Here is a 15480-nt window from a genome sequence, read left to right on the forward strand (position 1 = left end):
GTCCCTATTCTCACTCTCCGCGCCCGGCGCCCCGCGCCAGGGTGGCGGCCATCGATTCCAGCAGCTCGTCGGCGGCGGCGCGGGCGCTCGCGACGCACGCGGGGATGCCGACACCGTCGTACACCGCCCCGCACACCCGCAGGCCGGGCAGCTTGGCGACCTCCGCGCGGATGCGGGTCACGCGGTCGAGGTGGCCGACGGGGTACTGGGGCAGCCCGCCCTGCCAGCGGTCGACGCGGGTGGCGACGGGGCGCGCGGCCAGGCCGGTCGCCCGGCCGAGGTCGGCGAGCGAGATCCTTACCAGATCGTCGTCGTCACGGCTCAGATCGGCCTCGTCCTCAAACCGCCCGATCGAGGTACGCAGCACGAAGAGTTCGGGATCGGCCTCCCCCAGCCAGCCCCATTTGCGGCTGGAGAAGGTGGCGGCCTTGATGGTGTGGCCGTCGACGGGCGGCACCAGGAAACCGCTGCCCTGGGGGAGCCCGGCCGCGTCCGCGCGGCGGAAGGCCATGGTGATCAGCGCCATGGACGCGTAGGCGACGCCGGCCAGCTCGGCGGAGGCGGCCGGGGAGTCGGCGGCGAGCAGGCGGGCCGCGACCGGGGCCGGGGCGGCGAGCACGACGGCGTCGGCCTCCAGCGCCTCGCCGCGCTCGGTGACGACCGTCCAGCGGGCCGCGCCGTCCTCACGGGAGCCGCCGGGGGTGGCGGCCGGGCGCAGCAGGCGTACGGGCTCACCGGTGCGGATCTCGCCGCCCGCGGCGCGCACCGCGTCGGCGACGGCGAGCGGGAGCCGCCCGATCCCCCCGTCGATGCCGGTGAACACCGGGCCGGCCTGCGCCGCCGCGGACCGCGCGGCGAGCGCCCGCGCGCCCTCGGTCAGCGAGCCGTGGGCGCGGGTGGCGTCGAAGAGGGTGGGGACCGCGGCGCGCATCGACGTGCGGTACACATCGCCCGCGTACACGCCGCCCAGCAGCGGCTCGACCAGCCGGTCCACGACCTCCCGGCCCAGCCGCTCGGCGACGAACCCGCCGAGGGCGACGTCCTCGGTGAGTTCCGCCCGCGGCAGCCGGGCCTCCTCGGCGATCCGCGCGAGCCCTTCCTCCGAGATCACCCCGGAGGCGGCCAGCGGCGCCAGGTCGCCGGGCACGCCCATGACATGGCCCTTGGGCATCGGCCGCAGCCCGCCGCGGGTCCACAGCGAGGCGGTGGCGGTCGCGGGCGGTCGCAGCCGGTCGCCGAGCCCGACCGCGCGCGCCAGGTCCACGGCCTCGGGGCGGCGGGCGAGCATCGACTCGGCGCCGAGGTCCACGGGGACGCCCGCCAGCTCGCCCGCGTACAGCTTGCCGCCGACCCGGGCGGAGGCCTCGAGCACGGTCACCCGCGCCCCGCCGGCCAGCAGGCGGTGGGCTGCCGCGAGCCCGGAGATTCCGCCGCCGACGACCACGACATGGCCCGTCGGGCCGTTCGCTGCGCTCATGCCCCCACTCTCTCAGACGCCCCCTCCCCGCCCGCATGGGCCGGGTGGCCCCTCACCAGGGCCCCTCGCCCCCGTCGCCGCCGTCACCGCCGTCGCCGTCGTCGTCCCGCTTGACCTCGCGCAGCACGTCCAGGGCGGCCCGCGCCCGCCCGGCCAGGTGCCTTGGGCAGCCCCAGGCGTCGGGGGCGAACGGCTCCTCGGGCGCGGGGAAGTCGTCGGGCGCGCAGAAGTGGTTCAGATGCGCGCCGATCAGGTCGTCGGGGCTCCCCACCACCGCGTAGCCGCGGTTGGCGATGCGCTCCAGGCCCTGCCACGGGTGTTCGCCGGGGTGCGGGCACGGCGCGTCCAGCGGGGCGGGATCGACGCTCTCCAGGATCTCCTGGAGGACGCCGCGCACGGATCCCGGTATGTCGATGACCATTCCGTCCACCGCCCAGCAGGCGAGCAGCAGCAGGACGGCCCGCTCGCGCGCGTCACCGGCGCCCGCCGCGTACCGGCGGGCGGCCCACAGGGCGGCGTTCTGCACCAGCTCCTCGTGTTCGGTGACCCAGGGCTGCCGGTAGGTGGTGGTGAGGGTGTCGATGTCGATCCGGCCGTCGGGGAGCAGGTACTCCGTGTCGAGGTGGGTGGTGTCGCGGGTGCCGAATAGCTTGTCGCGCCCGGCCCGCAGGTGGTCCAGGGCCTCGCGGGCGAGGCCGGCGAGGAAGGCCGGGCACAGCCATGCCTCCAGGGGGGTGTGCCACCCCTCGACGCCGCCGCGCCGCTCGTACACGCCCCGTCCGCCGGGGCTGAGCAGGTGGACGCCCACGGTGGCCAGCGCCGCCGGGTCCTCGCCGGTCCCGGGGTGCTCGCCGGGGCCGTGGGCGCAGGGTTCGCCGTCGAGCCCGGGCAGGGCGTTCTCGAGGGCCTCGATCATCTCGTCCAGCACCCACTTGCCGCGGATGCGGCCGCTCACGGCGTACCAGCGGCAGGCGTGCAGGATGACGACGAGCCCGGCGCGGCTGTCGCCGTCGGGCTCGGCGAGCAGGGCGGCGGCGTGGTCGGAGAGCTCGTACGCGGGGTCGACGTGGGGGTGGTCCCAGAGGATGGACCGCAGCTGCTGGGCCTTGCGCGCGTCGATGAGGGGCAGCCGGGGCGGGATGTCGCCCACCGCGCCGGGGTCGATGATGTCGATGGCCACGCGGGCGTACCCGGCGATGTTGCGCGGGCACAGCCACTGGTCCTTGGTGGCCGGGTCGCGCCACTGTTCGTCCTCGGCCTCGCTCCTGCCGTTGCGCAGCAGCGGCAGCAGGCGGGCCAGCTGGTCGTGGCGCTCGTCCAGGTCGTCCTCGTACGGGTGGAGCGGGTGTGCGCAGGGGCGCTCCCGCAGGGCGCTGTCGGCGGCGTCGAGGGCCACCAGGGCGGCGCCCTCGACGCCCTCCCCGGTGAGCCAGCCGGTGTGTTCGGCCGTCATCAGCAGGCCGAGCGTCCACAGGTAGGCCAGCTCGCCCGCGGGCTCGGCGGCCAGCCGCTCGGCGCAGTCGCGGACGAGCCGGTCGGCCTCGTCCTTGGAACGGCCTTCGCGGACGGCGGCCCACTGGCCGGCGAGTTCCCGGACGCGGTCGGCGGTGATGGCACGGAAGTCCCTCATGGACTCCCAGACGGCGAGGGACCCCGTGCGGGTTCCGGCCCCTCAGGGGCGGGGCCGGTTCAGCGGGCGGTGTGGGTGTGGACGTACTCCACGAGGCGGGTCAGGGCGTCGGGGTCGGTGGTGGGCAGCACGCCGTGGCCGAGGTTGAAGATGTGGCCCTCCAGGCCCCGGGCCGCGTCCAGCACCTCGCGGGCCTTGGCCTCGACGGCCTGGCGCGGGGCGAAGAGCACGGCCGGGTCGAGGTTGCCCTGAAGCGTCTTGCCGGGGCCGACCCGGCGGGCGGCCTCGTCCAGCGGCACCCGCCAGTCCACGCCCACGACGTCCGCGCCGGCCTCGCCCAGCAGCCCGAGCAGCTCGCCGGTGCCGACGCCGAAGTGGATGCGCGGCACGCCGTAACCGGCGACGGCCTCGAAGACCTTGGCGGAGGCGGGCATCACCTGCGCGCGGTAGTCGGCGGGGGCCAGGGCGCCGACCCAGGAGTCGAAGAGCTGGACGGCGGAGGCGCCGGCCTCGATCTGGACCTTGAGGAAGGCGGCGGTGATGTCGGCGAGGCGGTCGAGCAGGTCGGCCCACAGCTCGGGGTCGCCGTACATGAGCGCCTTGGTGCGCTCGTGGTTGCGCGAGGGGCCGCCCTCGACGAGGTAGCTGGCGAGGGTGAAGGGGGCGCCGGCGAAGCCGATCAGCGGGGTGGCGCCGAGCTCCCCGACGAGCATCCCGACCGCCTCGGTGACGTACTTCACATCGTCGGGGTCGAGCGGGCGCAGCCGGTCCAGGTCGGCACGGGTGCGGATGGGGGCCTCGATGACCGGGCCGACGCCGGGCTTGATGTCGAGGTCGAGCCCGATGGCCTTGAGGGGCACCACGATGTCGCTGTAGTAGATGGCGGCGTCCACATGGTGGCGGCGAACCGGCTGCAGCGTGATCTCGGTGACCAGGTCGGGCCGCGTGCACGAGTCGAGCATCGCGATGCCCTCGCGGACCTTGCGGTACTCCGGCAGCGAGCGGCCGGCCTGGCGCATGAACCACACCGGAGTGTGCGAAACCGGCTCACGCCGACAGGCGCGCAGGAAGGCCGAGTCGGCTGTGGCACTCGCCGCGGTGCGGCCGGTCTGCTGCTGGCCCGAGGGCCGCTCGTTGGCGCTCATGTCCCAAATCTTCGCACGGTCCGAACGAGTGACCCGCCAACCCGGGTGTTCCTCCCCGGCTCCGGCCCCCGATGCGCCTAGTCTTCCGGGCATGGCAGCGGTTCAAGGACACCTCTCGAACGGTGCTGACGGCGCTGAGGGGCCGGACGGGGCGGACACGGCGGACGGGGACGGCACCCCGCCCGCCTTCCGGCACGCGGTCGCCGGGCTGTGCGCCGTACGGCCGCGGCCGGAGGTGGAGCTCTCCCCGACCCCGCCGCCGCGGCGGCTGGCGCCGTTCTCGTACGCGCTCGAGGCGGTGGTCGCGGCGGACACGGCCGAGGACGAGGACGAGGAGCTGGCCGAGGGGCGGCTGATCCTGCTGCACGACCCGGCCGGGCACGAGTCCTGGCGGGGTACGTTCCGTCTGGTGACCCTGGTGCACGCGGATCTGGAGCCGGAGATGGCGGCCGATCCGCTGCTGCCCGAGGTGTGCTGGTCGTGGCTGACCGGCGCGCTGGAGGCGCGCGGGGTGCCCTATCGGCAGCCCAGCGGCACGGTGACGCGGGCGAGCTCGCACTACTTCGGCGGGATCGGGGAGCGCGAGCCGTCGACCCGGATCGAGATCCGGGCGTCCTGGACGCCGGAGGAGCCGCCGGGCGCGGAGCCGGGCCGGGTGGAGCGCCTGCGGCCGGAGCGGGGCGCCGGGCCGGCCGCCGAGGCGGCCGGGGTGCCCGACACCGCCGCGCACCTGGCCGCCTGGTGCGATCTGCTGTGCCAGATCGCGGGGCTGCCGCCGGCCGGGGCGGCGGAGGCGGGGGTCGTGTCGCTGCCGCAGCGGCGCGGTCCGCAGCCGCGCTAGCCGCCGCCCTCCCGGCCCTCCCTCGTCTCTCGCCGCCTCTGCCCCGCCTCCCGCCGCCTCTCGCAGCGGGCCCGGGGAGCGCAAGAAGGCGGGTTTGGGTTGCCCGCTCTGATCAGGCTTGATCGATCAGTCGTCCTAATTGCCCGAATTGTTACTCACCAAATCGTGATCATTCCCTAAAGCCGGGCCGTATCGGTGCCGAAGGACGTGGTGACCCGTCCCACCACTTCCCCCCAGGAGGCCTGGTGTCTGTTCTTCTCGAGCAACCTTCCAGCCTGGTCGCCTACCGCCCGAACAAGCCGACGGCCATGGTCGTCGTCGCCGACCCCCGTGTCCGTTCCACCGTCACCCGTCACCTCTGGGCCCTCGGGGTGCGCGACGTCATCGAGGCGTCGTCCATCGCGGAGGCCCGTCCCCGTATCGCCAACCCCCGCGACATCTGCGTCGCCGATGTCCACCTCCCCGACGGCTCCGGCCTCACGCTGCTGTCCGAGACCCGCGCCGCCGGCTGGCCCAACGGCCTGGCACTCTCCGCCGCCGACGACATCGGCGCCGTCCGCAACGCCCTGGCCGGCGGCGTCAAGGGCTACGTCGTCACCGGCACCCGCACCAACCTGGGCATCCCGGGCCGTCCCGGCGCCGCCCCCATCGGCGCCGCCGCCCGGATGCACCGCCGCCCGCCGGGCGCCCCCGGACACCCGGGCGGCTACCGCGAGCTGTCAGGACGCGAGGTCGAGGTGCTGCGGCTGGTTGCGGAGGGCCAGTCCAACAAGGCCATCGGCGTCTCGATGGGCCTGTCCGCGCTCACCGTCAAGAGCCACCTCGCCCGGATCGCCCGCAAGCTGGGCACCGGCGACCGGGCCGGCATGGTCGCGGTCGCGCTGCGCACCGGGATCATCCACTGAGCCGAGTACACCCCCCGTACACCCACCCGCTTCCACCCACGTCACCCACCGTCCACCCACCGCCCGGCGCCCGCCGACGGAACGTTCCGTCGGCGGGCGCCCTGCGTACCCGGCACTCACAGCTACCCTTGACAGGTGACCGACGCCCAAGAGACCGCAGCAGAGACGACACTGCGAACCACCGGGGGCGCTCCCCCGGACGACCTCCCCTCGGCGCCGGTCCCCTTGCTGGAGCCGCGCGAGGGCATCCCGCCCGTCACCGCCGACCCGGACGCCCTGGCCGACGTCATCGCCGCCTTCGCGGAGGGCCACGGCCCGGTCGCCGTGGACGCCGAGCGCGCCTCCGGCTACCGCTACGGGCAGCGGGCCTACCTCGTCCAGCTGCGCCGCGCCGGCGCGGGGACCGCCCTCATCGACCCCGTCGGCTGCCCCGACCTGTCCGGCCTGGGCGACGCCATCGCCGACGCCGAATGGGTGCTGCACGCCGCCACCCAGGACCTGCCCTGCCTGCGGGACATAGGCATGCTCCCCGGCCGCCTCTTCGACACCGAACTGGCCGGCCGGCTGGCCGGTTTCGCCCGGGTGGGCCTCGGCGCCATGGTCGAGAACATCCTCGGATACGCCCTGGAGAAGGGCCACTCCGCCGTCGACTGGTCCACCCGCCCGCTGCCCGAGCCGTGGCTGCACTACGCCGCGCTCGACGTCGAGCTGCTGGTCGACCTGCGCGACGCGCTGGAGGAGGAGCTGGAGCGGCAGGGCAAGCTGGAGTGGGCGCGCCAGGAGTTCGCCGCCATCGCCGAGGCCCCGCCCGCCCCGCCCCGCAAGGACCCCTGGCGGCGCACGTCGGGGATGCACAAGGTCCGGCGGCGTCGGCAGATGGCCGTGGTGCGCGAGCTGTGGACGGCCCGGGACCGGATCGCGCAGCGCCGTGACGTCTCGCCGGGCAAGGTGCTGGGCGACGCGGCCATCATCGAGGCCGCCCTGGCCCTGCCGGCGAACACGCGCGCGCTGGCCGCCCTGAACGGCTTCGGCCACCGCATGGGCCGCCGTCAGCTGGAGCAGTGGCAGGCCGCGGTGGACCGGGCGCGGGCCCTGCCGGAGTCGGAGCTCCCCCAGCCGGGCCAGCCGGTGGCCGGCCCGCCGCCCCCGCGCGCCTGGGCCGACAAGGACCCGGCCGCCGCGGCCCGCCTCTCGGCGGCCCGCGCGGCGGTGACCGCGCTGGCCGAGCGGCTGAATCTGCCCCAGGAGAACCTACTCGCCCCCGACACGGTCCGGCGGCTGTGCTGGGAGCCCCCGTCCGAGGTGACCGCCGACTCCGTCGCGGCCGTCCTCCACGGCTACGGCGCCCGCCCCTGGCAGATCGAGCTGACCACCCCGATCCTCATGACGGCCCTGGGGGCGAACGCCTGACGTGACGTGCGTGGACCGACCGCGGCGGCGGAATTCCCCGGCGAGTGAGCCGAAGGGGCGCGCCGCTGGCGAAAGGGAGAGCGCGCGGAGGCCCCGAGGTACGAGGGGGCGAGCACGGTCGACCGTCGACAGGGGCTGAGGCGCGCCGGAGGCGAGCCGAGCCCTAAAAGAGGGGTGTGACGTTCAACCCTCCCGGAGCGGGGACTGGGCACCGTGGTTACTCATAAGTAGCATGAGGTCGTGGAGGCACGCCCGCTGGGCGTGCCCGCAGCAGTGCCATCCCGCGCACCTGGAGGAGAGCCAACGTGCCTCGTACCGCTAGGGACGTCGTCTTCGTCGACGGCGTCCGGACCCCGTTCGGCAAGGCGGGTCCGAAGGGCATCTACCACGAGACCCGCGCCGACGACCTGGTCGTCAAGTGCATCCGGGAGCTGCTGCGCCGCAACCCGGACCTGCCCCCGGAGCGCATCGACGAGGTGGCCGTGGCCGCGACCACGCAGATCGGCGACCAGGGCCTGACCATCGGCCGCACCGCCGGCATCCTGGCCGGGCTGCCGCAGTCGGTGCCCGGCTACGCGATCGACCGGATGTGCGCCGGCGCGATGACCGCCGTGACGACGACCGCGGGCTCCATCGCCTTCGGCGCGTACGACGTGGTCGTCGCGGGCGGCGTGGAGCACATGGGCCGCCACCCGATGGGCGAGGGCGTCGACCCGAACCCGCGGTTCGTCTCGGAGAAGCTGGTCGACGAGTCGGCTCTGTTCATGGGCATGACGGCGGAGAACCTGCACGACCGGCTGCCGCACATCAGCAAGCAGCGCGCCGACGAGTACGCGGTGCGCAGCCAGGAGAAGGCCGCCAAGGCCTACGCCAACGGCAAGATCCAGCAGGACCTGGTGCCGATCTCGGTGCGACGCACCAGCCCTGAAGGCGGCGAGCTGGGCTGGGGCCTGGCGACCGCCGACGAGCCGATGCGCCCCGGCACCACGCTGGAGGGCCTGGCCACCCTGAAGACCCCGTTCCGCCCGCACGGCCGGGTCACCGCGGGCAACTCGGCGGGGCTCAACGACGGCGCGACCGCCTCGCTGGTCGCCGCCGAGGACGTGGCCAGGGAGCTGGGCCTGCCAGTGAGGATGCGGCTGGTCAGCTACGCCTTCGCGGGCGTCGAGCCGGAGGTCATGGGCTACGGCCCGATCCCCGCGACCGACAAGGCCCTCGCCAAGGCGGGGCTGACGATCGGGGACATCGGCCTCTTCGAGATCAACGAGGCCTTCGCCGTGCAGGTCCTGGCCTTCCTCGACCACTACGGCATCGACGACGACGATCCGCGCGTCAACCAGTACGGCGGCGCGATCGCGTTCGGCCACCCGCTCGCCTCCTCCGGGGTGCGGCTGATGACGCAGCTGGCCCGGCAGTTCGAGGAGCAGCCCGAGGTCCGCTACGGCATCACCACCATGTGCATCGGCTTCGGCATGGGCGGCACCGTGATCTGGGAGAACCCGCACTTCGAGGGGAACAAGTGAGCGGCATGACCACTACCGCAGAGCTTCTCAGGGGAGCGGCCGAGCTGTTCCCGGACGAGGTCGTGACGCAGGCCCACGTCCGCCACCTGGACCTGCCGCAGGGCGCGGGCCGCTTCGCGCTCATCACGCTCGACAACGGCCTGGACCACACCAAGCCCACCACCTTCGGCCCGGCGTCGCTGGCGAACCTGAACGCCGCGCTCGACCAGGTCGAGAAGGAGGCGGCCGAGGGCGAGATCGTCGGCATCGGCGTGACCGGCAAGCCGTTCATCTTCGCCGTCGGCGCCGACCTCAAGGGCGTCGAGCTGCTGAAGCGCCATGAGGACGCGCTGGCCATCGGCAGGGGCGGCCATGACGTCTTCAAGCGCCTCTCGACCCTGGCCGTGCCCACCTTCGCGTACTACAACGGCGCGGCGATGGGCGGCGGCGTCGAGGTCGGTCTGCACTGCGCCTACCGCACCGTCTCGGCCGCGCTGCCCGCCTTCTCGCTGCCCGAGGTGTTCCTGGGCCTGGTCCCCGGCTGGGGCGGCTGCACCCTGCTGCCCAACCTGATCGGCGCGGACCGTGCCGTCACGGTGATCATCGAGAACTCGCTCAACCAGAACCGCCAGCTCAAGGGCAAGCAGGTCTATGAGCTCGGGATCGCCGACGCGATCTTCGAGGGCGCGGACTTCCTGGAGCAGTCGCTGATCTGGACCGCGTCGGTGCTGCGCGGCGAGATCCAGGTGGTACGCCCGGAGGTGGACCGCGGCGAGGCCTGGGACGCGGCCGTCGAGCGCGGCCGCGCCATCGCCGACGGCAAGGTGCACGGGGCGGCCCCGGCCGCGTACCGGGCGCTGGACATCATCGCGGCCGCCAAGAACGGCGATCTGCGCCAGGGCTTCGAGGCGGAAGACGCGGCCCTCGCCGACCTGATCATGAGCGGCGAGCTGCGCAGCGGCATCTACGCCTTCAACCTGGTCCAGAAGCGCGGCAAGCGCCCGGCCGGCGCCCCGGACAAGTCCCTGGCCCGCCCGGTCACCAAGGTGGGCGTGGTCGGCGCGGGCCTGATGGCCTCGCAGCTCGCGCTGCTGTTCGCGCGCCGCCTGGAGGTGCCGGTCGTGCTGACCGACATCGACCAGGAGCGGATCGACAAGGGCGTCGGCTATGTCCACGCCGAGATCGACAAGCTGCTGCTCAAGGGCCGGGTCAACCAGGACAAGGCCAACCGCCTCAAGGCCGCGGTGACCGGCTCGCTCGACAAGGCCGCCGCCTTCTCGGACGCCGACTTCGTCATCGAGGCCGTCTTCGAGGAAATGGGCGTCAAGCAGCAGGTGTTCGCCGAGGTCGAGGCGGTCGTGCCGGAGCACGCCATCCTCGCCACCAACACCTCCTCGCTGTCCGTCAGCGAGATGGCCTCCAAGCTGCGGCACCCCGAGCGGGTCGTCGGCTTCCACTTCTTCAACCCGGTCGCCGTCCTGCCGCTGCTGGAGATCGTCCGCGGTGACAAGACCGACGACGCCTCGCTGGCCACCGCCTTCGGCGTGGCCAAGAAGCTGAAGAAGACGGCCGTCCTGGTCAAGGACGCCCCCGCTTTCGTCGTCAACCGGATCCTGACCCGCTTCCTGGGCGAGATCCAGAACGTCATCGACGAGGGCACCCCGGTCGAGGTCGCCGAGCGCGCCGTCGAGCCGCTCGGCCTGCCGATGTCCCCGCTGGTGCTGCTGGAGCTGGTCGGCCCGGCCATCGGCCTGCACGTCTCGGAGACCCTGCACCAGGCGTTCCCGGACCGCTTCACGGTCTCGGAGAACCTGAAGCGCGTGGTCGAGGCGGGCAAGCGCGGCTTCTACGTCCATGACTCCGGCAAGCCGGAGCTGGACCCGGAGGTCGCCGCACTGCTGGAGCAGGGCGACACGGTCCTGACGGAGGAGCAGGTGCGGCTGCGCGTCCTGGAGGCGGTCGCGCAGGAGATCGGCCTCATGCTGGACGAGGGCGTCGTCGCCGAGGCGCAGGACATCGACCTGTGCCTGATCACCGGCGCGGGCTGGCCCTTCCACCTGGGCGGCATCACCCCGTACCTGGACCGCGAGGGCGTCTCGGAGCGGGTGCTCGGCCACCGCTTCCTGGCCCCGGGCGTGGCGAGCGTCCCGGCGTAGCACGCGCGTTGTGCCCCGAGCGCCGGACGGGCCCCTCGCCCGTCCGGCGCTCGCGCGTTCAGACCCGGCCCGCCCAGACGGGGCGGCCGTCGGCCTGGATGTGCACCGTGGGCGAGTACTCCCGGTAGCCCCATGCGGAGGCGTTCTGCTCCACTACGAAGGCCTCGGCCTGGAACGCCTGGGCGGGGACGCGGGGGGCGGCGCAGCCGCCGAGGGGGCTGGTCACGGTCGCGCCGGCGGGGATGGTGACCTCCTGGGCGGTGCCCCAGGGCGCGGGGCAGTCGTGGGCGGCCCCGGCCCGGACGTAGCCGATCCTGACCTTCACGGTGACCGCCCGCGACGAGGAGTTGTCGAGCTGTACGACGAAGGACAGGGAGTCCTCGGAGAGGCTCGTGCAGGGCTTCCATGACACGGCGCCCACCGCCCGTACCCGGCCGCAGCGGTGATCGCCCTTCAGATCCGCCGCCGACGCGCTGTCCCCGGCCGGTGCCCCGGCCCCTTCCGAGGCGCCGCTGCGCAGCGCCATGGTGCCGGTGATCAGCCCCACGGCGAGCGCGGTCGCCACGGCGAACTGCCACCTCCGCCATCTCCGCACCGGCTTCGGCGGTTCTCCGGGCGTCGTGGGCAGGGCCGGCGCCTCCGGAACGGGGTGCGCCGCGGCGACGGTCGCGGGCGCGAGAGAGGCGAGGACCGCGTCCCGCCACCCGGGGCCGGCCACCTCTTTCAGGCGGCGCGCCAGATCCGCGATCTCCGCGCCGATCTGCGGCAGTTCCCTCGCGCTGTCCGGCGCCTTGTGCCGCAGCGCCCGCGCGATGGCCGCACAGTCCTCCTGGCCGGGCAGCCGGTTCTTCTTGCTGCCGGGCAGCAATTGATCGCGGCCCTTGAGCCAGTACGACAGAAGCGGCAGATCGATTTTCTTGCGACTCCGGCCGGCCCGCTCGAATTCCAGGCGCTCTCTTTCCAGTTCCGCGACCAGGCCGGCCCGGGTGGGGCGCCGTGCGGTGTCGGTGACCTGGCCGACGGTGGCCGCCCAGGCGTCGAGGGCCTGGACCAAGGCGTGCGCCAAGTCCTTGAAGAGCCCGGTCGGTTCCTCCATGAACACCCCCCGTGGTGAATGCCCTTCACGATAGAACAGCGCTTCATCGAGGGCCAAGCCGGAGCCCGACCGAGGCGGTCCCCGTTGCAGTGCGACACCAGAATCCGCAGGTCACAGCGGTGCACTTGGCACTGCAACGAGCCACCCCGTAGCACCGCGGGACTCCCCCTCCGAACCGGTGCACGGTGGTTTCCGGCGGCGCGGTCCGCACCGCCGACCACCCCCGGACCGGAAGGACCACCACCATGTGCCGACGCTGCAAGGGCGACGGGAAGTGCACCACCTGCGGCGGTTCCGGCTTCCGCGGCGTATGGAAGTGCGACAGCTGCCGCGGCAGCGGTGACTGCAAGGCCTGCGACGGTCGCGGCTGAGCGAATTCACATGAAATTCGCATGCGGAGAAATGAATTCACGCGAGACCAGGAGCATTTCATGAGGAACGACGACGCACTGCTGGAAAAGCTGGTCCGCCGCGCCGACGAGGAGGACTGCGAAGCCCCGCTTCCCATCACCCTCATGGTCGGCGGCGTGATCATCACCGGGGCCGTCCTCCCCCGGGACGAATGGCTCAGGCAGCACATGAGCCTGCTGTCCGAGAAGGACGCGCTGACCGAATTCGCCAAGGACTTCGCCAAGGACATGCTGCGGCACGAGCCCGAGACCACCCACATCCATCTGACCTGGACCCGGATCGTCACCGGCGGCCCCACCGTGCCCATCGACGAACACGGACTCCTGCGGGTGCCGCTGTCCGAGGTGGGCGCCTGGACGATCGGCGACCTGAACCCCATCGGGTGAGTGGCGGACATGCGCAAACTATCGATCACGGCCGGTGTCGTGCTGATCGTCGCCGCGTCGCTCGCGGCCGTCTTTGCCTACCGCAGCGGTACCTCAGCGGCGAAACCACCGGCGCAAGAGCTGAGATACGAACCCGGCGGCCCGGTTCCGGCCGAGGCCGCCCGGGTCGCGCGGGGCCTGGTGGCGGAGGACGAGAAGGCACAGCGAGTGGCGCTCGCGCCCGAGTTGGAGCGAACCCTGCCCGAGGGGCGACTGACCGCCAAGGGCGCGAAGCTTCACGTCAAGGACGGCACCTGGCATGAGGAGGACGGCATCGCCAACGCCCAAGCCTCCCTGGAAGAACCGGGGAAGCCCGTTCGGCGGGTGCTGCTGGGATTCGCCCGGAGCGACGGGGACTGGCGGATCATCCTCGCGGAGGTCATGCCATGACCCTCGCCGCCCGCTGCCGGGCCCTCGTCCCCTGCGCCGCCCTGATGCTCCTGCTCACCCTGCTCGGGGCGGCGCCCACCGCTGCCGCCGCCGAGCCACGAAGCTGCGTCGGCGGCGGTCTCCAGCAGATCGCCGAAAAGGAGCCCGTCACGAACACGATGCCCGTCCTCTTCGTCCACGGCATCAACGCGGGCGCCGACACCTGGGACGAGCCTGGAGACGATCCGGAAGGCTGGTTCCCCCGGAAGGTCGCAAAGCTGCGCCAGGTCACCGCGTGGACCTTCGACTACAAGCCGGCCCAGCCGGCCTGGGTCACGGACCCACGCATCGGCCCCGCGCTGCGGACCGCGATCGACTGCCTCGCCGACGCCTCCGGCCACAAGGTCATGGTGGTGGCCCACTCGATGGGCGGCCTGGCCACGCAGTACGCCGTCTCGCTGCCCAGTCGCACATCCGACGGCAAGGCATGGCAGAAGGTGGCCGAGGTGATCACCATCGGGACTCCCTTCCGGGGTAGTCCCGTGGCCACTGGGATGGACCTCCTCGTTCCGTTCCCCAAGGGGTCCGTGGAAGAACTGCTCATGAAGCAGGAGCTCTCCCTGTGCCGCGGCTACGCCGGAGGCGGGCTGCTCGACACTTGCCGGCTTCTCGACGTACTCCGCTCGCCACAGGGCCTGGCTCTCAAGGCCGACTCACCGCAGATCAGGAAGTTGCCGCCCTGGCCCAAGGCGCTGCCCGTCCGTGCCATGGCGGGAGACATCCGCCTGAACCTCGAGCTCCTGGGGCTCGGGCCGTCCTCGGGGACGCTCTCGCTGGGCGATATCGTGGTGCCTCTCTCTTCGGCCACCGCATACCACAACAAGTCCGGCGCCCCCTACGTCCTCGCCTGCGTCGCGCGCACGTTCATGCAGGTGCTGTTCAACGACTGCAATCACACCAGCGTCAAGACCGCGCCGAAAATCATGTCCGCCGCCATCGACCGGGTGAAGACCATGCAGCGGAAACAGGCGACACCAGACCTCGCCTACGCCACCGCCGACAGCGTCAACGTGTGGACCAACGGCAGCACCAAGAACATCGCCCCCGTCCCCAGCGGATACCGCGTACGGCAGCTCACCTGGTCGGCCGACGGCACCTCCCTCGCCTGGCTGGCCGAGCGGCGCGGCGGCACGGGCCGGAAGGTCTTCCAGGTGCGCCGGGCCCGGGGACAGCCCTTCGTCACCCCCCGCGTCCGTAGCTGGGAGTGCCCCGACTGCTCGGCGATCGCCTTCCGCGACAACCAACTGGTCTCCGACGGCGCCTCGGACCCGGATTCGCCGAAGCTGTGGAGCTACCCGCCCCTGGGCGGCGCGCGCAGGGCGCTGCCGGTGACGGGCCTGCCCTCGCCGGAGGAGTGCTTCGGCCCGACGTACTGCGGCCGCCTCCAACTCCTCGGCGCCGCACCCCACGGTGAGTTGACCGTCTCCTATTTCGACTCCGTCGGCAACTTCCCCGGAGTGGGCTCGTTCTACCACGTCTCACGCGAGGGCAGGGCCCGGCGCGTCCAGTCGTTCTACGGCAGCGGGCTCGGACCCGAGGTGGCTGCCGCGAGTCCACGGCGGGACAGGCTCGCCGTGCCCTGGTACCAGCACCTCAGCGCCTGCGAGGAGTACTCCAACGTGGCGATCGTCGACCAGCGCAGCGGACGCGTGGACCGGCCTGATCTGCCCTCCCGGGACGGCAACCTCTGGATGGTCGCGGCCTGGTTCGACCGCGACGGCCAGGCGTACGCGGCCTTCCGGTCGGAGCCCGGCTGCGACGGTGACGACCAGTACGCGCCGGACGGTCAGCGGATTCCCCGCTGGGGCGAGACGCGCGTCTACCGCGCCTCGAACGTCCGGTGGGTCCAGACGCGGGAGAAGCGGCCCGTTCTGGCGCGCGACGTCCATGCCTCGGGGAAGACGGCGACGGTGGTCGGCACCCCGGCGGTCGAGGTGTCGGGCGGGTACCACACGGGGACGCTGGTCGCGCAGAACGCCGCGAACGCGGAAGTCGAAGTGGCGCGCGGGGTGCACGCCTTCGCCTGGCAGCCGGCGTCCTGACGAGCCGGGCG

The 15480-nt window shown here is 73.1% G+C and carries 12 protein-coding genes; 8 read left to right on the plus strand and 4 right to left on the minus strand.

Features of this window, described 5'->3' with window-relative positions; all coding sequences use genetic code 11:
* Window positions 1-10: 10 nt before the first annotated feature.
* Genes hemG through hemE form a run of 3 tightly spaced genes read right to left on the minus strand, consistent with a single transcriptional unit; the run spans window position 11 to window position 4252 of the window.
* Entirely contained in the window at window positions 11-1477 is a 1467-nt protein-coding gene (hemG, locus tag ABFY07_RS27615; protein ID WP_346177071.1) for a protoporphyrinogen oxidase, read from the minus strand.
* Window positions 1478-1529: 52 nt separating this feature from the next.
* Window positions 1530-3107: a hypothetical protein gene (locus ABFY07_RS27620; protein ID WP_346177072.1), complete on the minus strand. Its 1578-nt coding sequence runs from the start codon at window positions 3105-3107 to the stop codon at window positions 1530-1532.
* Between the two features lie 59 nt (window positions 3108-3166).
* Window positions 3167-4252: a uroporphyrinogen decarboxylase gene (gene hemE, locus ABFY07_RS27625; protein WP_346177073.1), complete on the minus strand. Its 1086-nt coding sequence runs from the start codon at window positions 4250-4252 to the stop codon at window positions 3167-3169.
* Between the two features lie 91 nt (window positions 4253-4343).
* Between hemE and ABFY07_RS27630 the strand changes: the two genes are divergently transcribed.
* From ABFY07_RS27630 to ABFY07_RS27650, 5 genes are all read left to right on the plus strand, one after another.
* On the plus strand, window positions 4344-5093 hold the full coding sequence (locus ABFY07_RS27630) for a DUF3000 domain-containing protein (protein WP_346177074.1): 750 nt from the start codon (window positions 4344-4346) through the stop codon (window positions 5091-5093).
* Window positions 5094-5338: 245 nt separating this feature from the next.
* Complete coding sequence (locus ABFY07_RS27635; protein ID WP_346177075.1) at window positions 5339-5998, plus strand: LuxR C-terminal-related transcriptional regulator; 660 nt, start codon at window positions 5339-5341, stop codon at window positions 5996-5998.
* Window positions 5999-6133: 135 nt separating this feature from the next.
* Window positions 6134-7408: an HRDC domain-containing protein gene (locus ABFY07_RS27640; protein WP_346177076.1), complete on the plus strand. Its 1275-nt coding sequence runs from the start codon at window positions 6134-6136 to the stop codon at window positions 7406-7408.
* A 305-nt stretch (window positions 7409-7713) separates the two neighbouring features.
* Window positions 7714-8931, plus strand: coding sequence for a thiolase family protein (locus ABFY07_RS27645; RefSeq protein ID WP_346177077.1), 1218 nt, complete (start codon window positions 7714-7716; stop codon window positions 8929-8931).
* Between the two features lie 5 nt (window positions 8932-8936).
* Window positions 8937-11066 carry a 3-hydroxyacyl-CoA dehydrogenase NAD-binding domain-containing protein gene (locus tag ABFY07_RS27650; RefSeq protein WP_346177078.1) on the plus strand — a complete coding sequence of 710 codons (2130 nt, stop codon included), beginning with the start codon at window positions 8937-8939 and terminating at the stop codon, window positions 11064-11066.
* Window positions 11067-11124: 58 nt separating this feature from the next.
* On the opposite strand, the gene ABFY07_RS27655 is transcribed toward ABFY07_RS27650, so the two are convergent.
* Window positions 11125-12162: a serine/threonine-protein kinase gene (locus ABFY07_RS27655; protein WP_346177079.1), complete on the minus strand. Its 1038-nt coding sequence runs from the start codon at window positions 12160-12162 to the stop codon at window positions 11125-11127.
* A gap of 431 nt (window positions 12163-12593) precedes the next feature.
* Here ABFY07_RS27655 and ABFY07_RS27660 point away from each other — a divergent pair, with 431 nt between their 5' ends.
* The 3 genes from ABFY07_RS27660 to ABFY07_RS27670 are packed head-to-tail and all read left to right on the plus strand — an operon-like array spanning window position 12594 to window position 15469.
* The gene (locus tag ABFY07_RS27660; RefSeq protein ID WP_346177080.1) at window positions 12594-12959 is read left to right on the plus strand and encodes a hypothetical protein; all 366 of its coding nucleotides are present in this window, start codon (window positions 12594-12596) and stop codon (window positions 12957-12959) included.
* On the plus strand, window positions 12960-13388 hold the full coding sequence (locus ABFY07_RS27665; RefSeq protein WP_346177081.1) for a hypothetical protein: 429 nt from the start codon (window positions 12960-12962) through the stop codon (window positions 13386-13388).
* Window positions 13385-15469: an esterase/lipase family protein gene (locus ABFY07_RS27670; RefSeq protein WP_346177082.1), complete on the plus strand. Its 2085-nt coding sequence runs from the start codon at window positions 13385-13387 to the stop codon at window positions 15467-15469. Before ABFY07_RS27665 ends, ABFY07_RS27670 begins: the two co-directional genes overlap by 4 nt.
* The last annotated feature ends 11 nt before the right edge of the window (window positions 15470-15480 follow it).

The organism is Streptomyces sparsogenes subsp. cuspidosporus, assembly GCF_039532705.1.
Taxonomy (GTDB): Bacteria; Actinomycetota; Actinomycetes; order Streptomycetales; family Streptomycetaceae; genus Streptomyces; species Streptomyces sparsogenes.